The sequence below is a fragment of the Streptomyces sp. NPDC057939 genome (assembly GCF_042887545.1).
Classification (GTDB): domain Bacteria; phylum Actinomycetota; class Actinomycetes; order Streptomycetales; family Streptomycetaceae; genus Streptomyces.
This window is the reverse complement of the sequence record NZ_JBHVPG010000007.1, coordinates 75,880-101,057: the sequence shown is the minus strand read 5'-3', so window position 1 is coordinate 101,057 and position 25,178 is coordinate 75,880. Positions and strand designations below refer to the sequence as shown.

General features: G+C 71.9%; 23 protein-coding genes and 1 tRNA gene. 15 read left to right on the top strand and 9 right to left on the bottom strand.

The window, feature by feature from the left end; all coding sequences use genetic code 11:
* Window positions 1-371 precede the first annotated feature (371 nt).
* Both ACFVS6_RS10995 and ACFVS6_RS10990 read left to right on the top strand, forming a co-directional pair.
* Window positions 372-1,580: a NupC/NupG family nucleoside CNT transporter gene (locus ACFVS6_RS10995; protein ID WP_389702683.1), complete on the top strand. Its 1,209-nt coding sequence runs from the start codon at window positions 372-374 to the stop codon at window positions 1,578-1,580.
* Window positions 1,581-1,775: 195 nt separating this feature from the next.
* Complete coding sequence (locus tag ACFVS6_RS10990) at window positions 1,776-2,585, top strand: class I SAM-dependent methyltransferase (RefSeq protein ID WP_389702681.1); 810 nt, start codon at window positions 1,776-1,778, stop codon at window positions 2,583-2,585.
* Window positions 2,586-3,060: 475 nt separating this feature from the next.
* Here the strand turns inward: ACFVS6_RS10990 and ACFVS6_RS10985 are convergent, their stop codons facing one another.
* Complete coding sequence (locus ACFVS6_RS10985; protein ID WP_389702680.1) at window positions 3,061-3,996, bottom strand: alpha/beta fold hydrolase; 936 nt, start codon at window positions 3,994-3,996, stop codon at window positions 3,061-3,063.
* 726 nt (window positions 3,997-4,722) lie between these two features.
* Here ACFVS6_RS10985 and ACFVS6_RS10980 point away from each other — a divergent pair.
* From ACFVS6_RS10980 to ACFVS6_RS10970, 3 genes are all read left to right on the top strand, one after another.
* Window positions 4,723-5,184, top strand: a complete 462-nt coding sequence (locus tag ACFVS6_RS10980; protein WP_389702678.1) for a hypothetical protein — start codon at window positions 4,723-4,725, stop codon at window positions 5,182-5,184.
* Between the two features lie 62 nt (window positions 5,185-5,246).
* A complete protein-coding gene (locus ACFVS6_RS10975; RefSeq protein ID WP_389702677.1) occupies window positions 5,247-6,143 on the top strand; it encodes an ATP-binding cassette domain-containing protein in 897 nt (298 codons plus the stop codon).
* Window positions 6,140-6,796, top strand: coding sequence for a hypothetical protein (locus ACFVS6_RS10970; RefSeq protein WP_389702675.1), 657 nt, complete (start codon window positions 6,140-6,142; stop codon window positions 6,794-6,796). Before ACFVS6_RS10975 ends, ACFVS6_RS10970 begins: the two co-directional genes overlap by 4 nt.
* Window positions 6,797-6,808: 12 nt before the next feature.
* Here the strand turns inward: ACFVS6_RS10970 and ACFVS6_RS10965 are convergent, their stop codons facing one another.
* Together ACFVS6_RS10965 and ACFVS6_RS10960 are read right to left on the bottom strand one after the other, a co-directional pair.
* Window positions 6,809-7,273 (bottom strand): hypothetical protein, encoded by a 465-nt coding sequence (locus tag ACFVS6_RS10965; protein WP_389702673.1) that lies wholly within the window; start codon window positions 7,271-7,273, stop codon window positions 6,809-6,811.
* A gap of 79 nt (window positions 7,274-7,352) precedes the next feature.
* Window positions 7,353-8,006, bottom strand: coding sequence for a S1 RNA-binding domain-containing protein (locus ACFVS6_RS10960; protein ID WP_389702671.1), 654 nt, complete (start codon window positions 8,004-8,006; stop codon window positions 7,353-7,355).
* Between the two features lie 149 nt (window positions 8,007-8,155).
* Here ACFVS6_RS10960 and ACFVS6_RS10955 point away from each other — a divergent pair, with 149 nt between their 5' ends.
* Entirely contained in the window at window positions 8,156-8,698 is a 543-nt protein-coding gene (locus ACFVS6_RS10955; protein WP_389702669.1) for a DUF6368 family protein, read from the top strand.
* 14 nt (window positions 8,699-8,712) lie between these two features.
* Here ACFVS6_RS10955 and ACFVS6_RS10950 read toward each other — a convergent pair whose 3' ends face one another.
* Window positions 8,713-9,723 (bottom strand): zinc-binding dehydrogenase, encoded by a 1,011-nt coding sequence (locus tag ACFVS6_RS10950; RefSeq protein ID WP_389702667.1) that lies wholly within the window; start codon window positions 9,721-9,723, stop codon window positions 8,713-8,715.
* Window positions 9,724-10,038: 315 nt separating this feature from the next.
* Between ACFVS6_RS10950 and ACFVS6_RS10945 the strand changes: the two genes are divergently transcribed.
* Complete coding sequence (locus ACFVS6_RS10945) at window positions 10,039-10,698, top strand: hypothetical protein (protein WP_389702665.1); 660 nt, start codon at window positions 10,039-10,041, stop codon at window positions 10,696-10,698.
* Between the two features lie 104 nt (window positions 10,699-10,802).
* Here the strand turns inward: ACFVS6_RS10945 and ACFVS6_RS10940 are convergent, their stop codons facing one another.
* From ACFVS6_RS10940 to ACFVS6_RS10930, 3 genes are all read right to left on the bottom strand, one after another.
* Window positions 10,803-11,978, bottom strand: coding sequence for a lanthionine synthetase LanC family protein (locus tag ACFVS6_RS10940; RefSeq protein ID WP_389702663.1), 1,176 nt, complete (start codon window positions 11,976-11,978; stop codon window positions 10,803-10,805).
* 4 nt (window positions 11,979-11,982) lie between these two features.
* A complete protein-coding gene (locus ACFVS6_RS10935) occupies window positions 11,983-15,246 on the bottom strand; it encodes a lantibiotic dehydratase (RefSeq protein WP_389702661.1) in 3,264 nt (1,087 codons plus the stop codon).
* Window positions 15,247-15,403: 157 nt separating this feature from the next.
* On the bottom strand, window positions 15,404-15,577 hold the full coding sequence (locus ACFVS6_RS10930; RefSeq protein ID WP_389702660.1) for a hypothetical protein: 174 nt from the start codon (window positions 15,575-15,577) through the stop codon (window positions 15,404-15,406).
* Window positions 15,578-16,011: 434 nt separating this feature from the next.
* On the opposite strand from ACFVS6_RS10930, the gene ACFVS6_RS10925 reads away from it, so the two are divergent.
* On the top strand, window positions 16,012-16,434 hold the full coding sequence (locus tag ACFVS6_RS10925) for a lipocalin/fatty-acid binding family protein (protein ID WP_389702658.1): 423 nt from the start codon (window positions 16,012-16,014) through the stop codon (window positions 16,432-16,434).
* A 217-nt stretch (window positions 16,435-16,651) separates the two neighbouring features.
* On the opposite strand, the gene ACFVS6_RS10920 is transcribed toward ACFVS6_RS10925, so the two are convergent.
* Entirely contained in the window at window positions 16,652-16,819 is a 168-nt protein-coding gene (locus ACFVS6_RS10920; protein WP_389702656.1) for a hypothetical protein, read from the bottom strand.
* Window positions 16,820-17,139: 320 nt separating this feature from the next.
* Here ACFVS6_RS10920 and pgm point away from each other — a divergent pair, with 320 nt between their 5' ends.
* The 3 genes from pgm (at window position 17,140) to ACFVS6_RS10905 (ending at window position 20,255) form a co-directional block, all read left to right on the top strand.
* Complete coding sequence (gene pgm / locus ACFVS6_RS10915; protein ID WP_389702655.1) at window positions 17,140-18,780, top strand: phosphoglucomutase (alpha-D-glucose-1,6-bisphosphate-dependent); 1,641 nt, start codon at window positions 17,140-17,142, stop codon at window positions 18,778-18,780.
* Between the two features lie 327 nt (window positions 18,781-19,107).
* Window positions 19,108-19,980, top strand: coding sequence for a GNAT family N-acetyltransferase (locus ACFVS6_RS10910; protein WP_389702653.1), 873 nt, complete (start codon window positions 19,108-19,110; stop codon window positions 19,978-19,980).
* Window positions 19,977-20,255: a GNAT family N-acetyltransferase gene (locus ACFVS6_RS10905; protein WP_389702937.1), complete on the top strand. Its 279-nt coding sequence runs from the start codon at window positions 19,977-19,979 to the stop codon at window positions 20,253-20,255. Before ACFVS6_RS10910 ends, ACFVS6_RS10905 begins: the two co-directional genes overlap by 4 nt.
* A 94-nt stretch (window positions 20,256-20,349) precedes the next feature.
* Here ACFVS6_RS10905 and ACFVS6_RS10900 read toward each other — a convergent pair whose 3' ends face one another.
* A complete protein-coding gene (locus ACFVS6_RS10900; protein WP_389702651.1) occupies window positions 20,350-20,691 on the bottom strand; it encodes a HopJ type III effector protein in 342 nt (113 codons plus the stop codon).
* A 386-nt stretch (window positions 20,692-21,077) separates the two neighbouring features.
* Here ACFVS6_RS10900 and ACFVS6_RS10895 point away from each other — a divergent pair, with 386 nt between their 5' ends.
* The 4 genes from ACFVS6_RS10895 (at window position 21,078) to ACFVS6_RS10880 (ending at window position 25,114) form a co-directional block, all read left to right on the top strand.
* Window positions 21,078-22,175, top strand: coding sequence for a C40 family peptidase (locus ACFVS6_RS10895; RefSeq protein ID WP_389702650.1), 1,098 nt, complete (start codon window positions 21,078-21,080; stop codon window positions 22,173-22,175).
* A 150-nt stretch (window positions 22,176-22,325) separates the two neighbouring features.
* Window positions 22,326-23,207 carry a glycosyltransferase family 2 protein gene (locus ACFVS6_RS10890; RefSeq protein WP_389702648.1) on the top strand — a complete coding sequence of 294 codons (882 nt, stop codon included), beginning with the start codon at window positions 22,326-22,328 and terminating at the stop codon, window positions 23,205-23,207.
* Window positions 23,208-23,393: 186 nt separating this feature from the next.
* A tRNA-Met gene (locus ACFVS6_RS10885) sits at window positions 23,394-23,467 on the top strand.
* Window positions 23,468-23,707: 240 nt separating this feature from the next.
* The gene (locus tag ACFVS6_RS10880; protein ID WP_389702647.1) at window positions 23,708-25,114 is read left to right on the top strand and encodes a hypothetical protein; all 1,407 of its coding nucleotides are present in this window, start codon (window positions 23,708-23,710) and stop codon (window positions 25,112-25,114) included.
* Window positions 25,115-25,178: the final 64 nt, after the last annotated feature.

The window sequence follows — 25,178 nt, the reverse complement described above, 5'->3', positions numbered from 1 at the left end:
GGCCCCGGTCGGCGCGCCCCGGCCGACGGCACCCCGCCCACCGGCGGCGCCGCGACGAGCGACACCGATCGGCGGCCCATCGTGTCCTGTACCGACCTGCCCGGGGAGGAGTCGGGCGTGTCCTGAGACCCCGAGGGTGGTTTGTCTCGTAGGTTCCGAATGTGCGGGCCCGACCGGCCGTGCATGCCGTGTGACCACCCGGTGTGCCCGCTGCCTTCCGGCCCGCCACAAGCAAGCACGCACGCAGGCAAACACACACGCAAGCACGCAGGCAAACACGCACGCAAGCAAGCAAGTGCACAAGCACGCAAACACACGAGCCCGTCGGGCCACGAGGGGCCTGCTCGGCCCGATGGGGGAGTTCGCGTCCGATGACTCGGCTGCAGGGCCTGCTCGGCCTTCTCGTGATCTACGGCCTGTGCTACGCCATCTCGCGCCACCGGCGACAGATCAAATGGCGCACGCTCGGCCTCGGCCTCGCCCTGCAAGTGGGGTTCGCCCTGCTGGTGCTGAAGTGGGAACCGGGCCGCGAAGCCCTGCGCTGGTTCGCCGACCTGATCGCGAAGGTGATCGGCTACACGACCGCGGGAACGGAGTTCCTCTTCGGATCGCTGGCCAAGGGCTCCTCCGTCCCCTTCGCCATCGGCGTGCTGCCGGTCATCATCTTCCTCGGCGCGCTCGTCGGGCTGCTCTACTACGTCGGCGTCATCCAGTGGATCGTGCAGATCGTCGGCGGGGCCATCTCCCGGCTACTCGGGACCAGCCGGGTCGAGTCGATCTGGGCCACGACGGTGATCTTCCTCGGCCAGTCCGAGGCACCGCTGCTCATCGCGCCGTACCTGCGACGGCTCACCCGCTCGGAGCTGTTCACCTGCATGACGGGCGGTTTCGCGTCCGTGGCCGGCTCCACCTTGGTCGGATACTCGCTGCTCGGCGCCCCACTGCCCTACCTGTTGGCGGCGAGCGTCATGAACGCGCCCGCCATGCTGGTCATCGCCAAGGCGATCTACCCGGAGACCGAGCAGGCGGAGCAGCAGGGCGACATCCGGGGCGTCCGCGACACGGAGTCGGCCAACGTCATCGACGCCCTCGCACGCGGCGCGCTCAGCGGCGGGCGCCTCGCGGTCATCGTGGGCTGCCTGCTCATCGCGTTCGTCGCGCTCATCGCCCTGGCCAACGGCATCCTCGGCGTGGTCGGAAGCTGGTTCGGCGTCGATGGCCTGACGTTCCAGGAGGTACTCGGGTGGATCTTCGCACCGGTCGCATGGCTCATCGGAGTGCCTTGGGACGAAGCCTCCACGGTGGGTAGCCTGCTCGGGCAGAAGACGGTGATCAACGAGTTCGTCGCGTACGCCTCGTTCGGCCCGCAGATCTCCTCGCTCGAACCCAAGACGGTGCTCATCACCACCTTCGCCCTCGCCGGGTTCGCCAACTTCGGATCGATCGCCATCCAACTGGGCTCCTTCGGCGCGCTGGCTCCGGAGCGGCGGGCCGACGTCGCCCGCCTCGGCCTCCTGGCCCTGCTCGCGGGCACGCTGGCCAACCTCAGCAACGCGGCCATCGTCGGCATCGTCGGCTGACCCGTACGACCGAAGCCGTCCGCCGGCCTGTCCGCTCGCCCGTTCCCCCGCCCGTTCCTCCGGCGTTCCTCCGCCCGTTCCTCCAGTAGGTCGTTACGGCCGGGCGCCCGCGCCTGGTGTGCTGGCGGAGGCGGCAGGACCGGGCCCCGCACCCCGCGGGAGGTCACCCGCGCGCCGGCCGGACGGAGGATGGCCATGGCGGACACGCGACAGGACTCCCGTACCCCGGACATCTGGGAGGAACACGCCGCGCTGTACGCACGCACCCTCGGAGCCGCATGTGCCGGGCCCGTTACCTCCCTCCTCGATGCCGCCCAAGTGGGTCCCGGGACCCGGGTCCTGGACGTCGGCACCGGGCCGGGGACCGTGGCCGGAGCCGCCACGGACCGCGGGGCCAGGGTGACGGCCGTCGACTCCTCGGCGACGATGGCGCGGCTCGCCCGCGAGGCGGCCCCCCGGGCCCGAACACTGGTCGCGGCGCTGCCCCTGCTCCCGTTCCGGGACGCGACCTTCGACGCGGCCGTCGGCAACTTCGTGCTCGGACACGCCGGCCCGACCCGGGCCGTGCTGGCCGAGCTGCGCCGCGTCGTACGCCCCGGAGGACGGGTGGCCCTGACCTGCTGGACGGACATCCCGGCTGCCGGGCAGACCATCCTGGGGCGCGCCCTCCGCGCCGCCGGCGCCCCACGAGTGCCGCTCGCACGCATGCGGCCACCGGACTCCGGCTACCCCGGAGACATTGCCGGGATGGTGGAACTCCTGGCGGGGGCAGGGCTGCGGGGCGCGGCCTGCCGGAGGTTGGCCTGGGACCACCGGGTCGGCCAGGCCTCCTGGTCGGACGGGCTCACCCGGATGCTGGAGACCGGATTGCTGACCCCGCCGGCGGATCCGGTGGCGGTCACCCGCATCGTGCGGCAGGCCACCGAGCTCAGTGCCCCGTTCCTCGCCCCGAACGGCGAACTGCGGTTGCCGCACGTCGCACTGCTTGCCCACGGGTGGCACTGACACCGGCACCGGCACCGGCCCCGGCGACGAGTTCGCCGATCACCGCGCCGAACGCCTCCGAGTCCGTCCGCTCTCCCGGGTCATCCATGGCGTCGTCCGATGGGGCGACGCCGGGCGAACCGGTTCGTGGTGTTGTGGAGGTGTTTCCATACCCTCTCCCGGGAGGCCACCATGACAACCACCACCCTCGCCGCCGGCCCTCGAAGGGGCGCAGCGACACTCCTCACCATGCAGCCCGTGGCGATGCCCGCGCTCCCCGCACGAGACCGACGTGCCTGCCCCTACTGCCAATGCAACCGCAACTCCGACGACGCGTCCCGGCCGGTCCCTCGTCGCAGGGCCTGAGCGACGTCACCTCCCGGTGACTCGACCACGTCCGAGGCGACAACGGATCGGAGCACCTCCTTTCGGACGGCCGGGAGGAGAAGGCGCCCCCGCACCATGTGCGGGGGCGCCTCACGTGGGGCCGCACGGTTCAGGAACCGGCGGCGTTGGCCGCGAGGTGTGCCAGGAGGAGAGGATCGACGCGGTCGGCGTGCGCGTCGGGCAGCCAGTGTCCCGCGCCTTCGAGTACCTCGAACCGGTAGCGGGCGTCGACCCACGCCCCGGTGCCTTCGGCAGCCGTCCGTCCCAACGCGCCGTCCTGGTCACCCCACACGAACAACGTCGGGACGCGGATGCGGTCGCCGGGGACGGCAAGCGCCTCGGGAAGCGCCCGGTACCAGTTCAGCGCGGCGGTCAGCGCGCCCGGCTCACCGAACCGGGCGACGTAGGAGTCGACGCGGTGCGGCGGTAGCGAGTCTCCGTAGGCACGTCGCAGAGCGGAGGCGTTATCGGCCAGCAGATCGTTCTCCGCGACTCCCGCGGGCTGCCGAAAACGCTGGACGTAGGAGCTGCGGCGGGCCTGGTCGGGATCGGACCGCAGGGCCGCGTCCAGGGCTCGTGGGTGCGGGGTGGACAGGACGGTCAGCGAGGCCAGCAGCTCCGGATGCTCGGTCGCGAAGGCCCAGGCGACCAGACCGCCCCAGTCGTGGCCCACCAGGTGGAACCGTCCGCCGCCGAGGCTCTGGCCGAACGCGAGGGCGTCCGCGACGAGGAGGTCGACGGCGTAGTCGGCCACACCCTCCGGCCGCGCGCCCGACGCATAGCCCCGCTGGTCGACGGCGAGTGCCCGGTACCCGGCCCGGGCGAGGCTGGTGAGCTGATCCGACCACGAGTCGGCGAACTGTGGGAAGCCGTGCAGGAGCAGGACCTTCTCGCCACCGGGCGGACCGGCGGCGAGGGCGGTGTGGACGTGGGAGCCGACGGTGACGGTGGTCCGCGCCATGGCGACGGCGCCATCGGTCCCCGGCCCTGCCGGAGCGGGCGTGCGAGCTTCTTCGGTGTCGGTCTCGTACTGCATGTGACTCATTGCCTTTCGGTCATTGCACGGATGGCCGGGCCGTACGGGTTTCGGGTACGCCGAAAGCCCCGCGCGCGGGTGGCCGCGGGCAGGGAGATCGGGCACGGAACGGAGGCGGATGCCCACGCGTCCCACATCTCGGCCCAGCCGCCCTTCGGGCGGCGCTCCACTCGATCCCACCGCCCTGGCGCGCATGGTCAGGTCCTCCGGGACGACGGATGTCCTCCCGGACGATGGAACCCGCCGGTGCCCTGCTTCGTTGGTGGGCCCCAGGGGTCGGGGGCCGTTGCACCGACCCGTCCAGTGAAACCACCGAACCACCCACGTGGCGTCCTTCGATCGGCCCCAGACGGGACGACATGGCAGGGACCCGCGCGGTCCCCACCGAGCACGACGTCCGGGCAGGGGCCCCCACGGGCTCGTTCAGCGGTGAGTAACCTTCCGGATCGGACGGAACCGCATCGCATCGTCGAGTTCGATGCCGTGGAACGAATGGGGGGTGTGGCGAATGAGGATCCTGTTCCTCTCCCACGACGAGGGGGTGGACGTGTCAGGGGACGCTGAAGGCCTCCTCGCCCCGGCCGGCGCCCTCGTCACAGGGACGGGCGACCTGGGAACCACCGCCTCGGACGCACCGGACTGCGGCGGTACCGAACCGGCCTCGGTCGAGGTGCTGGGCGTCGCCGGCGTCGTGACTTCGCCGAGCGCCTGCGCCGGCCGATCAGCGCGGGCTTCATGCTGTTCATAGGCCCCATCTGCACGTGGGTCTCCTTCGAGACCCTCCAGGGCGACCTGATCACCGGTGACGACCTGATGGACTTCTACTCCGCGTTCATCGGCAGGGGATTCCCCTCCTCCCTGCTCACCGTCCTGACCATTGCCATCGGCTGGGTCGCAGCGCTCGTCCTGCTGCTCGGCTCGATCCCCTTCTCCTTCCTGGCCTCCTACCTCTGTCTCATCAACTGTCTCCGGGTCTCGGACGTGCACCAGCTGCTTCCGGCGCTGCTCCCGCCCCTGCTGGTCTGGTCGCACCTCGCCTTCCAACTCTTCATCGGCCCCGACGTCGCCGCGCCTGCCGAAGTGCTGTACACCTTCCTGCTCGGCGGGCCTCTTTCGGTGACGGCGCTCTCGATCTGGGAGGTACGGCGCCTGGGCAGCCGCCACGGAGTCACGCTGCGCGTCGCACTCGGCCGCTGAACGACCCCCGGCCTTGTAGCCTGCGCGTCACCGGAGTGGTCGGTGCCCGGAGAGGAGAAGCGTTGTTTCGTCTTGAGGCCGTGGGAAAGCGTTACGGCAGGGGGCGTTGGATACTCCAGGACGTCGACGTGTCGGCTTCCCCGGGCGAGATCGTGGCCCTCACGGGCGGCAACGGTTCCGGGAAGTCAACGCTGTTGAGGGTCGCGGTCGGGCTGTCCCGGCCGACGTGCGGCGCCGTGTTCGGAAGACCCGCGGTCGTCGGTTACGTCCCGGACCGCTTCTCCCCGAACGAGAGCATGTCCGCGATGGCGTACCTGACGCACATCGGCAGGGTGCGCGGCCTGACCACGGCGGCCGCCGTGCGGCGTGCGCACGCCCTGCTGGACCGGTTCTCCCTCGTCGGGGGCAAAGCCGCCCCACTGCGCAGCCTGTCCAAGGGCAACGCACAGAAGGTGGCCCTGGCCCAGGCCCTGATGGTCGACCCGGGCCTGCTCGTCCTCGACGAGCCGTGGTCGGGCCTGGACACCGATGCTCACACGGTTCTGGCCGAGACCATGTCCGAGGTGGCGGGCGCGGGCGGCACCGTACTGTTCACCGACCATCGGGAATCGGTCACCCGGGCCCGCGCCACGCGGACCTACGTCGTCGACCAGGGGCGGGTGACGCCTGCTCCGGCCGAGGCCGAGCCGCCGCAGGCGCTCCGTCCCACGGCGGACATCGTCCTCACCCTCCCCGCCGGGCGGCCCGATCCCCGGAGCCCGGCCTGGGAGCAGTTGGACGGCGTGCTGTCCGCGCACCGAGAGCCGACGGGAGTCACTCTGCGGGTCGACCGGGACGGGTCGGACGCCGTGCTGTTCACCGCTCTCCAGCACGGTTGGTCCGTCGTATGGGTGGCCGAGGGATCCGTGGCCGGCCCTCGCACGCACACCTCCATGCACCAGGACGGGGACAGGCATTGATCGCGCTCATCCGCTACACGTTCGCCATCGCGCTCCATACCCAGCGCTATCTCGCACCGGTGCTTCTGTTCATGGGACTCATGGGCGTGCTGACCGTCAGCGGCAGCGGTCCGCTGCCCCCGGCCTACGCCTCCTCGGCCGGAGCCCTGTTCATCTGCTCGACCTGGCTGACCGTGGCGCTGATGAGCCTCGACGACGCAGCCCAACGGGCGATCATGGTCGTCACCGCCGGCCGATCCCTCAAGGTCCTGCTCGCGGCCATCGGCACCACTCTCCTGAGCAGCCTCGCCCTCATGGCGGTCGGCCTGTTCCTCCCTTTGTGGTTGGGCAGTTACGACGTACGGCCGGTCGACCTCCTGCTGGGCACGGAGGCCCAGCTCACCTGCGCACTCACCGGCATCGCGATCGGCGTGCTGTGTTCCCGACCGGTCTTCCGACGCCAGGGCTACGCCCTTGCCGCAGCACTCGCCCTGCTGATGTTCGCCGTCTTCACCAAGAACCTGCCGCCGGTGAACCAACTGTTCCGACTCATGGCCACGTCGACGAACTCCGGCGAACTCGTCGCACCCGCCGGACGCATGCTCGCCGTCGCCGCCGGTGTCCTTGTCGCGTCCACTGCGCTCACGCACTGCATCGCCGCGCGCAAGGACTGAGCCGAGCAGCTCCTAAGCCTTCCTTTTCCGCCGCGCCAGGGTGACTGCCTGGTGGGCCGACAGCGCGAGGAAGAGCAGTGCGGCGCCGCCGGCCACGGCTGCCACGAGAACACTCGCACCGCCGTCGACGTCGTTCGCAGCGGCGACCGTCTGCGGATCGCCCGCCCGATACCGGACGGCGACCGGCGTGCCCGCGGGATTCTTACCGCCACCGCTACCCGGCGGCAGGTTCGCCACCACGGTGCGGCCGTCGGCCTCGAACCTGACCTTGCACCTTCCCAGCACGCACGTACCCCCCGAGTGCACGGTGGCATCAGCCCGCACGCCGTCGCGCAGGGAACGCAGATGCTGCGCCTGGGGAAGCAGGACCAGGGCCGCCAACGCGCCCAGGAGCAGCGCGAGCAACAAGGGCACTGCGATACCGGTACGGTGCTTCAGGCCGCGTCGGGAAGTGTTGGAGGTGATTGCTTCGACCATGCCGCCCACGCTCTCCCCGTTTCGGTGGGCGCGCCGTGTCACAACGTTGATCGCGCCCGGCTTCGTTCTGCTGAAAACGCTACATCCGCGGGGAGTCGGCGTCATGGGACGAACTCGGCACCCCGGCAGCCGGGGCGACTGCCCGTAATCGGCAGCGAAGGACGTCGGGCCACGGTCGTGGCGTCCTTGGCCTGGAGAGGAGAACCCGTCGGGTCGGCGGGTCGATCTTCGTGACGACGACGGCGATGCTCTCGCCGACCTCGACGTCTTCCACCGGGCTCACCGCAGGGCAGCCCGGGCCTTCTCCGAAGGGGACCAGCCCGGCAATCCCGTCCCCGAGGCCGACGATGATGCCGAAGGGAAGCACCTTCGCGACCGTCCCGCGGAGTTCCTGGCCCACCGTCGTGCGGTCGGCGAAACTCCGGAAGGGGTCGGGCTCCAGTGCCCTCAAGGACAGTCTTGCCTCCGCGTTGTGGGTGTCGAACTGCAGGAACTCGCACGCCACACGCCCGCCCACCCGAACGACATCGGTGGGAGCGTCGATGTGCCGCCAGGACAGTTCGGGAACGACGATGAACCCGACGCCGGGGAAGAGGGGATGGGCGGGCCCGTCGTCCAGGGCCACGAAGACTCCGAACCGCTCGATCGCCGCGACGGTGCCGGACAGGATGTCGCCGCGGCGCAGGGACCCCAAAAACGCCCAGAGTTCAGGGCTCTCGGACTGCCAATTCATAGCGCCACCCTGGCACATGGCATCGCGGGCCGACCATGCCCTCGACGGGCCGCGCCCGCCACCATGCTTCAGCAGCCCGGACCACGATCGGCCGGCGGACAAGTCCAAACCGGTTGGGGACGGGCACCCGGGCCGGCTAGGCTCTTTCCATGGGCGGACCGGTGTTGGTGATCGAGTTGCCGGGGCCGGTCCCACCCACGGGGATCCAGAGGCTCCGGGAACTCCTTGTCCGATCCGCATCCCACTTCGAGGAGAAGCGGGTCGGTGGGTATGACCTGAACGTTCGCGCGGAGAGCCTCGGTGTGGCGGACACGGGGGGCGTCGACGGACGTCGGCCCGTGATGGTCTCGCTCATGGGCCCCGGCATCGGCGACGAGAACATCTTCGAGTCCGAGCACGCCGACGAAGGCGACCAGGAGTCCCTCATCGGCTTCACCCCGACGCACGCCGTCGACGTCATCGCCTGCTGCAACAAGCCGGTCGACCACGTGGTCACGGCCCTGTTGACCGCCGCCGTCATGGACGTGATCGGTGGCATCGCCAATGTCGAACTCCTCGAGGATCAAATCCCGATCGTGACCGGCCTTCCCGGGATCGTCGCGACGCTGACGGACCCGTGGCCCGGCGTCTACGGTTCGGCGGAGTTCCTCCGGGCGTGGGCCCGGCAGCCCGGCTTCCGGCTCCTGAAGTAGTCGCAGGCCCGCCGTCAGGGCTTGAGGATCAGCCGGATCGGACTGCCCTCCTTGTTCTCCAGCGCCTCGACGGCCCGTGCCGCGTCGGCCAGGGGGAAGACGCCACTGACCGACGTGGAGAGATCCAGCCGCCCCCTGCTCACGAGACCGACCAGTTCGGCGAGGTGTTCGGGGCGCGACCCGTAGTGGCCGATGACCTGCTGCCCGAACCGGCAGAACCAGGTGCTGTCCTTGACCGTCAGCGGCTGGTCGGTGAGCCCCACCAGCACCAGCTTGCCCTGGTCCGCGAGACTGCCCAGTGCCTGGTCCCGAGCCGCCGGGACACCCGCGAAGTCGAAGGCCGTGGTGATGCCCTGCGGGCCGGTGACGGCACGGAGCCCGGCGCCGAAATCCGGGTCGGTGGGGTCCAGGGCGGCGTCCGCCCCGAGCCGCAGGGCCCGCTCACGGGCCTCGGCGAGCGGGTCCACCGCGATGACCGGGCAGGCCCCGACCAGACGCAGCAACTGGACCGCGTGGGCTCCGAGCCCCCCGACGCCCCACACGCCCACCGCCTCCGCGGGCCGCACCGCGGCGCGCGAGGTGATCGCCGCCCACGGGGTGGAGACCGCGTCGGGGATGATGCAGGCCACCTCGAAGGGGATCTCCGGGGGCAGCGGCACCACCGCGTCGGCGGCGGCGAGCGCGTACTCGGCCCAACCTCCGTCGCAGTTCACCCCCCGGGTGCAGCGGACCCCGTCGCGCAGCTCGCCGGCCTGGAGGACGACGTGGTCACCGACGCCCAGGGAGGTCACGCCCTCGCCGAGGGCATGGACCACCCCTGCGGTCTCGTGTCCCAACGTCACCTTGTCGCCGACCAGGGGCCGTGGCTTGAGCATGCCCTGGATGAGGTGCACGTCCGACAGGCAGACCCCGGCGGCCCGCACCTCGACCAGCACCTGTCCCGGACCGGGGGCGGGCACGGGTACTTCCTCGACGGTCAGGCCGCCACCTTCGACGGACAGCCGTGCGGCCAACATGGTCTCCATGCTCCGCTCCTTCTGGTTGCGGACGCGCTCGATTCCCCCTCCCCTCCAGGTAAGCCCCTCAGGACGCCGGCGCAAATCGACGGAACGGGGGAGAAGCGGGAGGACGGCGTGTCGTCCCGTCGACGCACCCGGCGCCCGAAGAGCGTGGATCCACTCGGATGAATCGACGGACATCGCATCAAGAAAGCCGGTGTCCCGGCCGATGGCACGAATGCGTGGACGTACAAACGCATGAACGCATGAACCGCGAATGAGCGAGTGCGCGAATGCGCCAATGAGCGACAGCCCTCAACAGATGCGATCGAGAGGTGGAGCATGGCTTCCGCACAGACCCGTCGGCCGGTGTTCGGACCGCGCGCCGGAAGGAGGAAGTGGGTCCTGGGCTGCGCCCTGGCGTCACTGATCGTGACCGTGCCCGTCATGACCGGGACCACGGCCACCGCCGCCCCCCACGGGTCCGTCGCCGCGGGCCACCGTCTGGATCCGGGCCCCGGCGGCCCCACCGACCCGGGCGGGCCCATCGGGGAGACCGTGGACGTCGGAGCGAGTGTCTACGGCACCGAGACGCAGGCCGTCCCCAACGGTATTCCGACCCGGATCACTTTCACCGGGGTCACCTACGACACCGACGCGATGTTCGATCCGGGCACGTCGACCCTCACGGTCAACACCGCCGGCCGCTACCTCATCCAGGGCCGCATCGTGTGGGGCTTCGGCAGCCAGCCGGCCCTGGCGTCCCGCTCACTGAGCATCACCGTCAACGGCGGTGTCTACGCCGAGGACGACCAGGCCATCGGGACCTACGAGAACCCCTCGCAGGCGGTGTCCACCATCCTCCAGCTCAACGCGGGCGACTCCATCGCTCTCAGCGCCTTCCAGACGACCGGGACGACCGCCACCTCCGAACCGGGCTTCGACCCGGGCTCCCAGCAGCGTCTGGCACCCCAACTGCAGGCGGAGCTGCTGCAGTCGTAGCAGGTCGGACTTGACGACCATCCGGCCTGACGACCATCCGGCCTGACGAGTTCCCGGCCTGACGACCTTGCGGGCCGGCGGGCCTCCCGTCCGCCGCAGGTTCGTCAGGCCAGGAGCAGCAAGCAGTCCCAGGGGGTGCGTGCGGGGCGGGTCGGGAGGTCCGCGTACTGCGCCAGGGCCAGGGCCGCTCCGGCCGCGCCCGTGAGGAAACCGCTGTCCCGGTGGCCGTCGGGGCCCGTCCGACGCTCCTCGGCGAGCAGGCGCACGGTCCGTTCGGCGGCCGTGTCGGCGAGCACGCCACAGCGGACCCGCAGCGCGGCCTGGAGCACTCCGGCGGCGCCGTGGCACAGACCGGGCCCCTGCGTGTCCCAGGAGTCGGGAGCCCGGTCCGCGAGTGCCCGCAGCGAGGCCCGTCCCGCGTCCGCGTACCGGGTCCGTCCGATGGCGTTCGCGGCCAGGTCCAGGGCGCGGGCGATGCCCGGCGCCCCGTAGCACCAGGCGTCGCGGCGACCGTCCGGCGGGCCTCCGGGTGCCCAGGGCGGCCAGGACGCGCCCGCCCGGTGGGCCGACAGCCAGTCGGCGGCGGACTCGACCGCGTCGCGCCGGCCGGGTACGGAAACGCCTCCGGACCCGGCGAGGGAGAGCAGGGCCAGCGGGCCGGCGATCCCGTGGGCCATGCCGGTGTCGACACGGGGGTCCGGAGCCCCGGTCGACCTGCCCGGCCGGTTCGACGTTGCGTCGAGGACCATCCCGGTCAGCAGGGTCAGGGCCGCCGTCAGTCCCGGAGCCGCGTCGTCCGCCCAGCCGCCCTCCGACGCTGCGAGCAGCAGCCGACCGATGCCGCTGAGCCCGCGGACGACGTCGTACACCGGAGCCGGGTGCGGCGGCGGGCCCCACGCCGCGAGCGCCTCGGCACGGGCGGACAGCCAACGCGTCCCCTCGCGGACCGCGTCGGCGGGGACCGTGCCCCGGGGCAGGCATCCGGTTCCGACGATCAGGGACGCGGCGAGGCCGCCACGGCCCCGGAACGCGCCGTCCACACCGAGCGAACCGCAGCGACGCAGTGCGGCGGCCGCCGCCTCCCAGTGCGCGAGGGCGCGCGGAACGCCGGCCGGGTCGACCGTGCTGAGGCGGGCATGGAGCAGGGCGGTGCCCGCGAGCCCGTCGCCGAGGGTGTGGACGCGCTCGGCCGGCAGGGTCCGTGCGATCGGGACCGGATCGGCCAGCGCGTCGGCGACCTCCAGTACGGTCGTGGCGGCGCTCTCGCGGACGGCGCTCACCCGGTCACGCCCGGTGCAGGGCGTCCGAGGCGAGGGAGCGTACGAGGCGCTCCGTCGCGGGGTCCGGGCCGAGCAGCCGGTTCACGTGCATGTGGACCACATCGGAGGCGCAGAGTTCCGCGATGCCGGGGGAAGCCCCCGCCGCGGTCGGACCGCCGGCGGGGCGAGCCCCCGTCAGCGCCGCACCGTAGCCGGCGAGCGCGGTGTCACGGGCGAGCCAAGCCCCTCTCAGGGCCGTGCCCCCGACCGTGGGCTCGGGCAGGAGGGCGTGGAAGGGACCGCGGAGCGCCTCGCGGCGCAGGCGCACGTCACGGCTCAGCCCGGCCGTAGCGACGGCCCGCGGGGAACCGTCGGCCACCAGACGGGCCACGGACACGGCACCCGCCGCGGCGAGCAGGATCCGCCGGTCCTCCGCGGGGATCGCGGCGCCGCCGAACGCGTCGGCGTCGAGCGCGGCCAGGGACAGGGCGCTGTCGGCCGCGAACACGGCTTCGGCGGCCGCCAGGCACGCGGGGCCGCCGTACCGCTCGACCTCCGGAACGTACGTTTCCCACCGCGTCGAACCGGCCAGTCCGCAGGCTCGCAGCTCCCGTGCCCAGCGTTCCGCCGCCGGCCGCAGGACGTCCTCCAGGACCTCGGGCCGGCCGCCGAAGCGGACCCTGAGGTGTGGGCCGAAACCGGGGGTCGCGTAGCGGATCCAGAAGCACCGGGCGGCGTCCTGCGCGGGCAGACCTCCCAGGGTGTCGCCGAGCCGGCGAAGCGCGGCGTCCTGCCGCTCACCCGGCACCTGGACGGCCAGCGACAGCCATGGGGCCGTCGCGCGGTCGGGTTCACGGCCGCCGGTTTCGCAGCCATCGGGTTCACGGCCATCGGTTTCATGGCCGCCGGGTTGGCGGTCGCCGGTTTCACGGCCGTCGCGGGCCCGGGAGCGGGGCGCGCAGCGCGGGTCGAGGCGTACCGGGCCGTTCCCGGTCGCGACCCGGCGCAGCGGGATCACCACTTCGAGCAGGTGCGCGCCGTCGGGACCCCGTACGACCGCCGGGTCGGTGGCGGCTCCGAGCGGCTCCAGCACCGCCCGTACCCCGTGCCGTGTCCGGGTGCGCAGGATCTCCCGGTCGCGAGGGTCGTCCAGATCCAGCGGCAGCAACCGGTCGGCCTCCTCCACCGTCACGTACCGGGGCGGGCGCGGCCGGGTGTCCGTACGCCATTCGTCCAGCCGGGCGGCGAACTCCGCCGGTCGGTCGACCGCTTCGGCGAGTGTCCAGGGCAGCGTCCAGCGAGCCGGGGCGAGGATCACGTCCCCGTGCCGGACGCGCGGAGTCGAGGGCAGTTCGGCGTACGGTCCCCACGACCAGGTGCGCCAGGGGCGGGTGCCCGCCTGCCCGAGCAGCCGCAGCAGCCGGACCGGGGCGGGCAGCAGGTCGGGGGTCAGGCGGTGCGGCACGACGGGGACGACGCGGCGGCCGTGCCGCGGCGACCAGAGGACGAGACGGCGCCCGTCGGACGCGACGTACAGGTCGGCGGGGGTGAGGTCGCCGGGCCGCGCCGGGACGCCCACGACGATGCGCGGCCCGGGGGCGTCGGCGGGAGGCGCGAGAGCCGCCGCCGCGGGGGTCAGCGGTCGACACGCGACGCGGGCGACGAGTGCGCCGATCCCGTCCCCGACGGCCCGCCGGTCGGGCGGCGACCCCGGGGCATCGTCCATGAGTCCGAGCGCGGCGAACCGGCCGGCCGCGGAGCCAGCCTCCTGGGATCCCGCGCCCGGGCAGACGGCCAGCCGCAACGGCCCCGTACCGTCGCGGACGACGCGGACGTGGATCTCCGCCGACCGCGGCGGGGGCTCGGTGCGGGGCGAGGCGAGCCGATCCACCAGCTCCTCGGTGAGTACCACCTCGTTGTCCGGCCAGGGATGCGCTGCAAGCCGGGCCAGGGCCGCCCAGCGGCCGGGCGCGGCCTCGTCGGAGGCGCCGAGCCCGTCGCCGGGCTCCGGCGGGCCCAGGCCCGCAGCGGCATCCAGGAGGTCGGTCAGGGGCACCATGCGGTGGATGCCGAACGCCCCGACGAAGCGCCGGTGGTACTCGGCCAGCGGGGGCTTCGTGTGCGCCGTCCGCCACAGCACGCCGGCGGCTTCGGCGGCCTGCTCGGCCAGCCGCCGCGGCAGCACGATGGTGGCGTCGGCCCGGGTGTCGGCCGTCAGGGGCCGACCGCGCGGGTCCGGATCCTTCAGCAACTCCTCCGCCCGGCGCAGCAGTTCGATGCGACGCGTCCCTCCGGGAGGATGCGCGTCGGCCCGCGCGAGCAGGTCGCGGACCTGGGGCAGGACGGACCAGGCGTCGCCGGGGCGCGTGAACGAGGCGATCCGGGCGAGCGTCAGCGACGGCGGCCCGCCGGCGGTCAGGTCGGTCAGGAGGAGACCGGACCGAATCATCTGGAGCAGCACCTGACGGGCGGTGCGGTCGTGGGCCGACCGGCGGTCCGCTGCCCGATCCCCGGCAGGCCGCTGTCCCGTCGGCCGCTGCTCCCTCGGTCGGTGTTCCGTCGACCGGTGTTCTGCCGGTCGGTGTTCCGTCGACCGGTGTTCTGCCAGTCGGTGCTCCGTCGGCCGGTGTTCCGTCGGGAGGTGGTTCGCCGCTCGGTCGCCGGGTGTGCGCTCCGGGGCCGGATCGGTGGTGCCGGCGAGGAGCCCGCGCAGGTGGGCGAGTACGTCGGAGGCCGGTCTGCCGTCCGCGCAGGTTCGCAGCAGCATCCGGGAGACCGGGGTGTCGCGGACGCTGTGCACGCCGACGACGCCTCCCACGGGAGCGTGTTCGACTTCGAACCTGCCGTCGACGGCACGGACGGTGTTGTCGGTGGTGACGCCGACGCGGTCCAGGACGTCCGGGTCGTCGAGCATCCGGTCCGCGATCTGAGCGAGCCAGAGCCCGCTCGGGGCGGTCACGGCCCGGTGGGCCGTGCCCAGCACCAGCCGCTCGGCGCCCGTCGGTACGCGGGTGAAGCGCACGGGTGCGATGCCGCTGAAGACACCGCTGGGCGTGGGGCGGGTGCGTGAGCGGATCTCGTAGGAGCGCAGCGACCGCTCACGGCCGGTGCTCCCGTTGCTCGCTGCACCCCCACGGCCGTCCGTGCCCCGTGGCTCCAGGAGGTCCGAGGCGGCCAGGAACACGGCTTCCTCCAGCAGCCCCCCGCAGGCTCCGGGACGCGCGGTGAAGGGCCTCAGGGGAATGCGGGCCTGTGCGCCCGGCGCGGGGTCGAACACTCGTCGTCGCATGTCGTTCGGTGGTCCTGTCCCTGTCCCTGTCCTGTCGCCAGGCCTCCCCGTGTCACCCCCATCCCAACTCCTCCCCGTCCCTCCTGGTCTCTCCGGGATCGGAGCGCGTGTGCACGGAGCGTGGTGGCGCCGCGCCCCGATTCCCGGAGCCGGCGCCCTATCGGCCGTCCTGCCGCCGACGGTCGGCGCCCGGGTCGGCACACCCCGTGGTCATCCAGTCGGGGATGGACAGGTCGCGGGTACCGGAAGCCGCGGAATCGGCCGCGCGGGACCCCACCGTGTCGACGCGGGGGGCGAACCGGAAGGCCTCGGCCAGGTCGAATGCGTTCATCGGATCTCCTTTCGGCCCGCCGGGGCGGGCAGCTCTCTCGGTGTTCCTCCGCCACGCTAGGAACGGAGGGAGCGCGACGGTGTCCTCCTTTCGTACGGTGAGCCGGATGAGGTCCGCCGAGCGCGCCCCCGTGCGGGTGAGACGTCCGCGTACGGCAGCGGCACGCGAACCCGCACGAGCGCCACTGCGTCGGGCCTGACTCCCGCCCTGACTCCCGCCCTGACTCAGGGACTGACCTCCGGCCTGACCTCCGGCCTGACGTCAGGCCCGACCCCGCCCGGCCGCCCGCCGGAGTCGCCGCGCCGTGGCCGACGGACCCTGCCCGACTTGGGCCCGTTTCCCTCTGTTCCCACCGGCTTCGGTGGTCGGATCATGACGGTCGAGGCGGCCCGACCACCGCCGCACTCGTCATGATCACGATGGAGGGGCCGAATTTGTCCGGCAGCGGCGCGTTCTTGAATGTCACCGGTACGTACGGGCTGACCAGCAGCGAGGGCTACGAGGAGTACCTGGAATCCATCGGCGTCGACCCGGCCGACCGGAAGGCCATGGCATCGTCCCGGCAGACGGTGGAGATCAAGCAGGAAGGCGACCACTACACGCTGACGACCACCACCCCCGCCAGGACGCACGTCGAGCAGTTCACCCTGGGCCAGGAGTACGTGGCGACGTACGACGACGGCCGCCCGTACAAGGGGATCTGCCGCCGCGACGGGAACCGGGTGATCCAGCAGCTCAAGGTCGGCGACTTCGAATCCACCATCGTCCGCCAATTCGCCGACGACGGCTTCGAGATCATGCTCAGGGGCGCCGACACCGACGCCAAGCGGACCTACGGGCGCCCCGGCCCGGGGTGACCGATCCGCCTAGGGCGACTGCCGGCGGCTTTGGGGCGGGCTCGGCGGCTCCGGGCGGACGAAGGGGTCCGATGAGGGGGCAGCTCGGATGCCAGGGCGGGCTGCGGAGCGCCGATGCTCTGCACCGGCTCCACGCCGGCTGGAGCGGCTTCACCTGCCGTCCCGGCCCCGGTCGGCAGGTCCGGTTGCCCTTCGCGGCCGTTCTCCGGGGGCGGGCTCACAGCCCCGCTTGCTCGGTTCCGTAGGGCCTGCGGTGCATCTCGCTGCGCCCCTGATCGATGAGCCGCCGTCCCGCCGTGCGAAGTCGGGGGTCCATCAGCGCTTTGCCGTCGGCCTCCTGCTTCATGCCGCGAAGCACCTTGACTCCGCTGCGGATCTTGCCCATGGGGTTCCTCCCTCGGAACTGATGGTGAGCGCCGGTCCCCGTTCTGTACGCGGTGTGACACTCGTGATGCGTACGGTGCTTCGACCCACGATCGGGCAGCAAGGACATACGTAAACGCATAGGCGTTATTACCGTCACATACTCCGCAAAACGTACACAGGGCAATCGATCCGGATCCGGGGCGTGCCGGCACCGGATTCCTGGGTAGGTCGAGTGACGATGTGGCGGGGCGTCGGGCCCGGCCCGATGGCCCGCCCGGACGATCATGGAGCCGTGCGGACCCCGTCCGGAGTCCCGACCGAAACCGTAGGAGCGAACGGATGCCGAACGAGCGAGCCGGGCAGTTGGCGAGGGCGGAAGACCTCATCGACGTGTCCCGCCTGGTGACCGCGTACTACGCCCTGCACCCCGATACCGCCGATCCGGCCCAACGCGTCAGTTTCGGAACGTCGGGTCACCGGGGCTCGTCCCTCGACACGGCCTTCAACGAGGACCACATCGCCGCGACGAGCCAGGCCATCTGCGAATACCGGGCTCACCGCGGCGTCGACGGACCGCTGTTCCTCGGCGCCGATACGCACGCGCTGTCCGAACCCGCGAAGGTCACCGCCATCGAGGTGTTCGCCGCGAACGGCGTGAGCGTCCTGATCGACGCCGACGACCACTACACCCCCACCCCCGCTGTCTCCCACGCCATCCTGACCCACAACCGCGGCCGTGCCGGGGCTCTGGCCGACGGAGTGGTCGTCACGCCTTCCCACAACCCGCCCGGAGACGGCGGGTTCAAGTACAACCCGCCCCACGGCGGCCCCGCCGGTTCCGAGGCGACCGGCTGGATCCAGGAGCGGGCCAACGAGATCATCGCCGCCGGCTCGAAGGAGGTGCGGAGGATTCCCTACGCACGGGCCCTCGCGGCCGCCACCACCGGCAGGTACGACTTCCTCGGTGCCTACGTCCGCGACCTCCCCTCGGTGCTGGACCTCGACGCCGTCCGCGCGGCGGGCGTACGCATCGGCGCCGACCCCCTGGGCGGGGCCTCCGTGGCCTACTGGGGGCGCATCGCCGAGGAGCACCGCCTGGACCTGACCGTCATCAACCCGGAGACCGACCCCACCTGGCGGTTCATGACGCTGGACTGGGACGGGAAGATCCGGATGGACTGCTCCTCCCCGTACGCGATGGCCTCGCTGATCGAGGGAAGGAACCGCTTCGACATCACGACCGGCAACGACGCGGACGCCGACCGGCACGGCATCGTCACGCCGGACGGCGGCCTGATGAACCCCAACCACTACCTCGCCACCGCGATCGACTACCTCTACCGCCACCGCGAGGGATGGCCGCGAGCCGCGGCCATCGGCAAGACGCTCGTGTCCTCCGGGATGATCGACCGGGTGGCCGCCGACCTCGGCCGCGAACTGGTCGAAGTACCCGTCGGCTTCAAGTGGTTCGTGGACGGACTGGCCGACGGCGCACTCGGCTTCGGCGGCGAGGAGTCCGCGGGCGCGTCGTTCCTGCGCCGCGACGGCTCGGTGTGGACGACCGACAAGGACGGCATCCTCCTCGCCCTGCTCGCCTCGGAGATCCTGGCGGTGACGCAACAGAGCCCCTCCGAGCGGTACGCCGCGCTGACGGCGAAGTTCGGCGAACCCGCGTACGCGCGGATCGACGCACCGGCCACGCGCGAGGAGAAGGCCGTGCTCGGCCGACTGTCCCCGGACCAGGTCACCGCTGACGCGCTGGCCGGAGACCCGGTCACGGGAGTGCTGACGAGTGCCCCGGGCAACGGCGCGGCCTTCGGCGGGATCAAGGTGAGCACCGAACGCGCCTGGTTCGCCGCCCGCCCCTCGGGCACCGAGGACGTGTACAAGATCTACGCGGAGTCGTTCCGCGGACCCGAGCACCTCGCGGAGGTCCAGGAAGAGGCACGCTCCGTCGTCTCGGCGGCGCTGTCCGCCTGACACACCCGACGGTAGCCGGCAGGGCGGCCGGGGCGTCAACGCTCCGGCCGCCCGGTGAGGCGCGAGGACGGCACCGGCACCCCCTGGTCGGCCGGCGAGCCGCCATGACGCAGCCCGACAGACCCTGCGGGCATCGGCCCGACACGCTGAGGGCGACGTCGCCCCCGCCGCGATCCGCAGGGGCGGGGCGACGCCGCGTCCGTGGCGCGGGCGTCGGCGCTTGGTTCCGATCCGTAACTCGTCGGCCGAGCCGGGTGCGGACGCCGTGAGGACGCGCCCGCGCGGCCTTCTGGACACGGGAGCTGGACTTGGCCAGGGTCTGGACTCATGAGTTCCGTGCGCGAGGTGGTCCTGCGTCCCTACGATCCCGGTGACGAGGCGGCGGTGCTGCGGCTGTCGACGGCCGAGGGACTGCCAGGCCAACCGGTACCGGACCCGGCCATGCTCGCCGAGGCCCTTGCGGGCCGTTCCCCGGTCGACGGTGCGTGGTGGGCCGCACTGGAGCAGCCGCAGACCTGGGTCGCGGTGGACCGCGATCGGGCCGTGACGGGTGTCGTGTCGTACGCGCTCCGACCCGAGGACGACACTGGTCAGCTCCTGTGGCTGCACTGCCGAGAGGACGGACCCCTGGCCGAACGGCTGGTCCGTCATGTCCTGAGGGTGTTCGGGGCGCGCCGCGTGGAGGCGTTCCAGTTCGCCTCCGCCCTCTCGCATGGTCTTGAGGCCCTCCCGACGGTCCACCGTCCTTCAACCGCAGCGGCGTTGGAGCGCGCCGGGTTCACCGGCGAGCGGCTGTGGCGGTACATGCGCGCCGCCCTTCCCGCCCAGGGCCTGCCCCGTCTGGCCCACGTTCGTGTGGGACCGGATCCGGAGGGCCGACAGGCCCGGAGACTGGAGGTGGAAGAGCGGGGCCTCGTGTGCGTCGAAGCCGTGGTGGGCCTGCCGCTCCAGGGGACCGCCGTGTTGTGGTGGATCGAGGTGGCAACCGCGGCGCGGGGGCGAGGCCTGGGCCGGGCCATGTTGGGTTCGGCCCTCGACGTGGCGGCCGACCTCGGTGCCACGGAGGTGATCCTCTACGTCGACGACGATGCCGCGCCCGGTGAGGAAAGGGACCGCACGGCGGCCAACGCCCTCTACGACACGTCAGGGTTCGTGGAAGTGGACCGGCTGTTTTCCTACGCCAGGGCACTTACCGTCTGAAAAGCGTCCTCCGGGCGGCCTCCCTGAGCTACGTTCTCCGCGATGACACCTGGGGCCGCGGATACGCCACCGAAGCCGCCCGATACGCCGTCGGCCAAGCCTTCACGGCCGCCGGCCTGTCCCGGCTGGAGGCGATGCACCACCCACAGAACCCCGCCTCCGGCCGGGTTCTGACCAAGAACGGCTTCACCCCCATCGGCACACTCGACCAGCGAGACCACGACGGGCAGATCCGCCCATACCCGGCATACGCCCTTCAGGCGGCCGATTCTTGAAGACGGATCCCTGTGAGGCGCAAGGCGGCAGGCGGTGAGGCCTTCAGGGCCGGGCGGCGCAGGTGACCGTCGGCGCCGGCCCGGATATCCCTGTTCAGCTCCGGCGGGTCAGCGGCCGGCCGGCGAAGCTCACCCCGCCCAGGCCATGGGCCATGAGGTTGCGAATGTTCCCGTGATCGGTGTCGTCCGGGGTCGCCAGCACGCCGCGGTAGTACTCGCCGAATGCCAACAGTGCCTCCTGGTCGCTCAGCCCCTCCAGCAGCGCCAGTCCCAGCGTCTTGCAGGACCCTTCGTTCGTACCTGCCGCGTTTTCCAGGTCACCGTTGCGGAAGGCCTGCGGCTGGTAGTCGTAGTGCGCGGCGACGAACGCCAAGGTGTCGGCGAACTCGTGCTCACCCGACGCAAGGCTTGCCCGCAGCGAGTTCAGATCAGTCATGGTGGTTCCCCTGGATCGAAAGGACGGTCCGAACGCCGTCCGAGACCGCACGACCATACCTCGCCACGGGCAACGGCCAGGAGCCGCGTCGTACGTCCGAACGGTCGGCATTTCCGCAGGTCACCATGTGAGACAGCGCGACCCGCGGAGAGGCCGGCCCGGTCCGACCATCGACCGCGCGCGGTGTTGATTCCCAGGCCGTGGCCGTCCCGGAGACGCCCCCACCGACCGCTGCCCGGCACTCTCCGCCCAGGTGAGGGCGAAGGGATGGCGGGCCGCCCCTGTACCAGGACACCGGGATGCGCGCGGCCCGCACGTCCGATATCAGCCGCATGGACGGCCGATCGGTCCCTGGTTCCCTGCGGCCCGCGCAGGACAATCGTCGTATGTCCCTATCGAACCTCACGCTGCCCGTCGCCATCAGCGCCGTCATGGCCGTGGTTCCCCTGGCACACCACGCGCCCGTCGCGGACACCTCCCCTTCTGCGGCATCGGCCGCCGCCTGCAAGGGGGCCGGGACCTGCTACGTGGACGTCTCCGTCGCCCAGATCTGGGAGACCCCCGAGAAGGTACGGACGGTCGACGCGAAGGCGCTCACCAATCCCGTCGACATCAGGGGCTGGTTCGCCGCGATGGCCCACGACATCAATCTGCGCCGAGACGTTCCGGGCGAGACGCAGGCCCTGTACGGGGGCAGGGTCACCGTGGTGGACACGACGACGAAGGACGGCGTGCTCTGGGACAAGGTGGTGGTCCACGGCCAGCCCACGCCGCGGAACACGGCCGGCTACCCGGGCTGGCTGCCCGACCGGCAGCTGACGAAGCTCCGGAAGAAGGCACCGTCCGGCACGACCGTGGAGCGCGTCACCGGCCCGACGGCCCGCGGCTACGCCTCCCGTCAAGCACTCGCGGCGGGGGCGCCGTCCAAGGGAGGCACCGAGTACTCGTACAACACGGAGTTCGCCGTGAAGCCCGTCGCCGGCGCTCCGTTCATCGTGGAGGCCCGGGCCAACAACGGCACCCCGATCTACTTCCGGCGCGACGACCTCGCGAAGGTTCCGACATCGGGGGTGACCGGCGATGACGTGGTCGCCGAGGCGCGCAAGTTCCTGGGTCTGGAGTACCTGTGGTCCGGCACGGCCGGCTTCGGATACGACTGTTCCGGGCTGACGAGTCAGGTGTACTCCGCCCTCGGAATCACCATCCCGCGCGACAGCCAGCCACAGTTCGACGCGGGCGGCGGTGCGGCGCCTGCCGGCTCGGCCGAGGGCGAGCGGATCACTTCGCCGTCCGACCTCCGGCCGGGCGACATCGCGGGCTTCGGCAGCAGCACCTCGAACGTCACTCACGTGGGCATCTACGTGGGCAGGAACGACAAGGGCGAACCGATGATGATCAACTCCCCGAGGACCGGGGAGAGCGTCAGGGAGGAACCCCTGGCGAACCGCCCGTTCGTGGGCGCGACCCGCTTCATCGCCCCGTGAACCCGCGCCGCCCCCGAACCTCGCGCTGCCGCTGCCCCGTGCGTTGATTGACGTGCGGTGGCACGGCGCGGGCATGTGGGTGAGGTGGTGAGCCGACCCGATCCGGTGACGCTAACATCGGCGCTTCGCCGACCCTTGGAGCTCGCCGCCATGCCGCTGCCTCGTATCGGAGTTGTCATCGTCACCATGGGCACGCGCCCACGGGAACTGGAGGAGCTGCTCGCTTCGGTGGAGATGCAGGACGCGCCGGCGGAGCAGGTGGTTCTCGTCGGCAATTCGACGCCCCTCTCCGACGTGAAGGTGGCGGAGAACGTGACCAAGGTTCCGCTTGAGGTCAATCTCGGTTGTCCGGGGGGCCGGAACGTCGGCTTGGAGATGCTGCGCGACTCCGGCCGGGTGGACGTCGTCATCGAGTTGGACGACGACGGTCTGCTCATCCACCCGGACACGTTCCGAAGGGTGCGGCAACTGTTCGCGTCGGACCCTCGGCTCGGAATCGTCGGATTCCGGGTGGCCGACGAACACGGACGCACCGAGCGCCGCTGGGTGCCCCGGCTGCGCACGGACGATCCGATGCGTCGGGGCCTGGTGACCGCCTTCCTCGGCGGCGGCCATGCCCTCTCCATGCCCATGCTCAAGGAAACCGGCCTGTGGGCGGGGGAGTTCTTCTTCGGACACGAGGAGTCCGACCTGGCGTGGCGCGCGCTCGACGAGGGTTGGAAGATCCTCTACGAACCCGAGCTCGTCCTCCAGCACCCGGCGACATCCCCGGCGCGGCACGCGGCCCACTACCGATTCACGGCCCGGAACCGGGTGTGGCTCGCGCGCCGGCGGCTCCCGGCCCTCTTGATTCCGTTGTATCTCGGCGTGTGGATCTTCCTCACCATGGCGCGCATCGGGTCCCTGACCGGCCTGCGGGCGTGGTGGGGCGGCTTCATCGAGGGCGTCAGGAAGCCGTGCGGCCCCCGCAAGCCGATGAGGTGGCGCACCGTGTGGCGCATGACCCGTCTGGGGCGCCCACCGCTTGTTTGAACGGTCATCTCGGAGATCCCGGCGGTGTGCGTCCCGAGGCACGCAGCACGCGGGCCGCGTGGGCGGTGCGCCCGCTTGTTGCTCGACATCGATCAGCCGGGTCGCCGTTCGGGCGAGCCGCCGACCCCACGGGGCGAGAAACCTGGCGACGGCCGGGCCGAACGTGCCCTATGGTTGAGACATCGACGCGGGGTGGAGCAGCTCGGTAGCTCGCTGGGCTCATAACCCAGAGGTCGCAGGTTCAAATCCTGTCCCCGCTACTGCTCACGAGGGCCCGGATCCCCAACAGGATCCGGGCCCTCGCGCTGTATCCGGCCCACCGGCCCACCGGCCCACCGGGCCCGCCCCAGCGGAACACGGCACCGCACCGCACCGGCCTCCGCCCGGACCCTCCACCCCGCCCAGGGCTCTGCGGGGCGGAGCAACTCCGCGCTCCGTGGCGGACGGTGGGATGGTCCGGGCTCGCCTGCGGATCGGGGTGCGCGGCTACCCTGGTGCGCATGATCACTGATGCGGGGGAAGCGGCGATGAGCGACGACGTCCATCGGCCGATGGAGATCATGATCGGGGGCGGGCCCGCGGCCCTCGCCCGCCCGTCGGGGGCCCTGCTGGTCGACGACCGCGGCAGCCTGTTCCACCGAGGTGTTCTCGCGGACCTCGGACACACCCCCGACCAGCTGCGACGCCTGGACCGCCACGGGTTCGACCCCTATACGTACGCCGCTCCGACCCAGCGCGTACCCGCCATGGCGGTCCGGATGTGGCTCGACCAGCTGGCAACCTCCGGCCCGGTGTTGAACGGCACCGCTGAGCTCGCTGTGGACCAGCAGCGCCGCCTGGTCGCGGTCCTTCACCCCGCGGGGGCCACCGACAGCCTCATCATCGACGTCGAGGGCATACCGACGCTGGCCCCCGGCCTGCCCGCCCAGCTGTTCCCCGGCACCAGCCCCGCGCTGCACTCCTTCGAATCCGCCGTGGGTGTACTGGTGACCGATCTGGTCAGGCTGGGTCCGGCGGCGAGCGAGCCGACGGCGGAACTCGTCGACGTACTGAACCAGGGAGGCGGTCCGGCGGACCTGCTGGCGTTGCTGGACCGCTTCGATCCGGCGCTGCTGGCCCCTTTCACGGCTTCGATCGAAGCGATCCGAGCGATCGCCGCCTTCCTGAGGGCCAAAGCGGACGCCGCCGGCCCGCTCTGCTTCGGTGACATGGTGGTGTACGGGCACCTCGCGGCGACGGCCGCCGACCGTTGGATCGTGGCCGGTGGCGGGGACCATGCCCTGGCCACGGCCGAGGCCCTGCTCACCGGCAATCCGGCCGCCCGGGTCACCGTGGTCGCGGCCACCCTGGAGACAGCTGCGGTCAACACCGCGCGCTACTTCGATCTGTGCAGCCGCCACACCTCGGACGGCGGTGGTGACGGACGTCTGGAACTGCGTACCGGCGTCGAGCCCGGCCCCATCACCGTGACCGGTACGGGCCGCTTCGTCGAGGGTGGGGTGGAGGCCGACGGATACGCCGCGTCGATCGGCCGGGGCCGCAGTTTGCCGCTCGCCGTGGGCAAACTGGCCCGTTGGGCCCGACAGGCCCGGGGACGGGTGGTCGGCACGCTGCTCTTCGACGACGACCTCCAGTACCTCGGTTACCGGCTGCACTTCGCCGCCGAGGGGCTGCTCCGCCAGGTGGACGTCACCGGCGCCGCCTCCTGGTACCTGCCCGCCGACGTGTTCCTGTCGGAGCAGGCCCGCCGGGTGGAACTGATGGGCGAACGCGCCGTGCCACCGGAGACGGGCGGCACTTCCACGGACCTCGCGCCCGTCGCTGAGCAGGCCGCCCGCCTGGCGGCTGCCCGACGCCGAGGGACGGTGCGGGAGTTCAAGAAGGTGCCGGAGCGCTGGGTGCCGTGAGGCGAGCGTCCGCGTGCGGGGAGATGTCGCCGGGTCGTCCATCGCCTCGCCCATGACGATCGCG

Excerpts from the sequence above, each read along its gene's own strand:
- ACFVS6_RS10890 (WP_389702648.1), top strand. The coding sequence starts at position 22,326 with ATGCCGCTGCCTCGTATCGGAGTTGTCATCGTCACCATGGGCACGCGC.
- pgm (WP_389702655.1), top strand. The coding sequence starts at position 17,140 with ATGCCGAACGAGCGAGCCGGGCAGTTGGCGAGGGCGGAAGACCTCATC.
- ACFVS6_RS10930 (WP_389702660.1), bottom strand. The coding sequence starts at position 15,577 with ATGAACGCATTCGACCTGGCCGAGGCCTTCCGGTTCGCCCCCCGCGTC.
- ACFVS6_RS10955 (WP_389702669.1), top strand. The coding sequence starts at position 8,156 with ATGGGCGGACCGGTGTTGGTGATCGAGTTGCCGGGGCCGGTCCCACCC.
- ACFVS6_RS10900 (WP_389702651.1), bottom strand. The coding sequence starts at position 20,691 with ATGACTGATCTGAACTCGCTGCGGGCAAGCCTTGCGTCGGGTGAGCAC.
- ACFVS6_RS10990 (WP_389702681.1), top strand. The coding sequence starts at position 1,776 with ATGGCGGACACGCGACAGGACTCCCGTACCCCGGACATCTGGGAGGAA.
- ACFVS6_RS10920 (WP_389702656.1), bottom strand. The coding sequence starts at position 16,819 with ATGGGCAAGATCCGCAGCGGAGTCAAGGTGCTTCGCGGCATGAAGCAG.
- ACFVS6_RS10985 (WP_389702680.1), bottom strand. The coding sequence starts at position 3,996 with ATGAGTCACATGCAGTACGAGACCGACACCGAAGAAGCTCGCACGCCC.
- ACFVS6_RS10910 (WP_389702653.1), top strand. The coding sequence starts at position 19,108 with ATGAGTTCCGTGCGCGAGGTGGTCCTGCGTCCCTACGATCCCGGTGAC.
- ACFVS6_RS10895 (WP_389702650.1), top strand. The coding sequence starts at position 21,078 with ATGTCCCTATCGAACCTCACGCTGCCCGTCGCCATCAGCGCCGTCATG.
- ACFVS6_RS10995 (WP_389702683.1), top strand. The coding sequence starts at position 372 with ATGACTCGGCTGCAGGGCCTGCTCGGCCTTCTCGTGATCTACGGCCTG.
- ACFVS6_RS10945 (WP_389702665.1), top strand. The coding sequence starts at position 10,039 with ATGGCTTCCGCACAGACCCGTCGGCCGGTGTTCGGACCGCGCGCCGGA.
- ACFVS6_RS10935 (WP_389702661.1), bottom strand. The coding sequence starts at position 15,246 with ATGCGACGACGAGTGTTCGACCCCGCGCCGGGCGCACAGGCCCGCATT.
- ACFVS6_RS10880 (WP_389702647.1), top strand. The coding sequence starts at position 23,708 with ATGATCACTGATGCGGGGGAAGCGGCGATGAGCGACGACGTCCATCGG.
- ACFVS6_RS10980 (WP_389702678.1), top strand. The coding sequence starts at position 4,723 with ATGCTGTTCATAGGCCCCATCTGCACGTGGGTCTCCTTCGAGACCCTC.
- ACFVS6_RS10960 (WP_389702671.1), bottom strand. The coding sequence starts at position 8,006 with ATGAATTGGCAGTCCGAGAGCCCTGAACTCTGGGCGTTTTTGGGGTCC.
- ACFVS6_RS10950 (WP_389702667.1), bottom strand. The coding sequence starts at position 9,723 with ATGGAGACCATGTTGGCCGCACGGCTGTCCGTCGAAGGTGGCGGCCTG.
- ACFVS6_RS10965 (WP_389702673.1), bottom strand. The coding sequence starts at position 7,273 with ATGGTCGAAGCAATCACCTCCAACACTTCCCGACGCGGCCTGAAGCAC.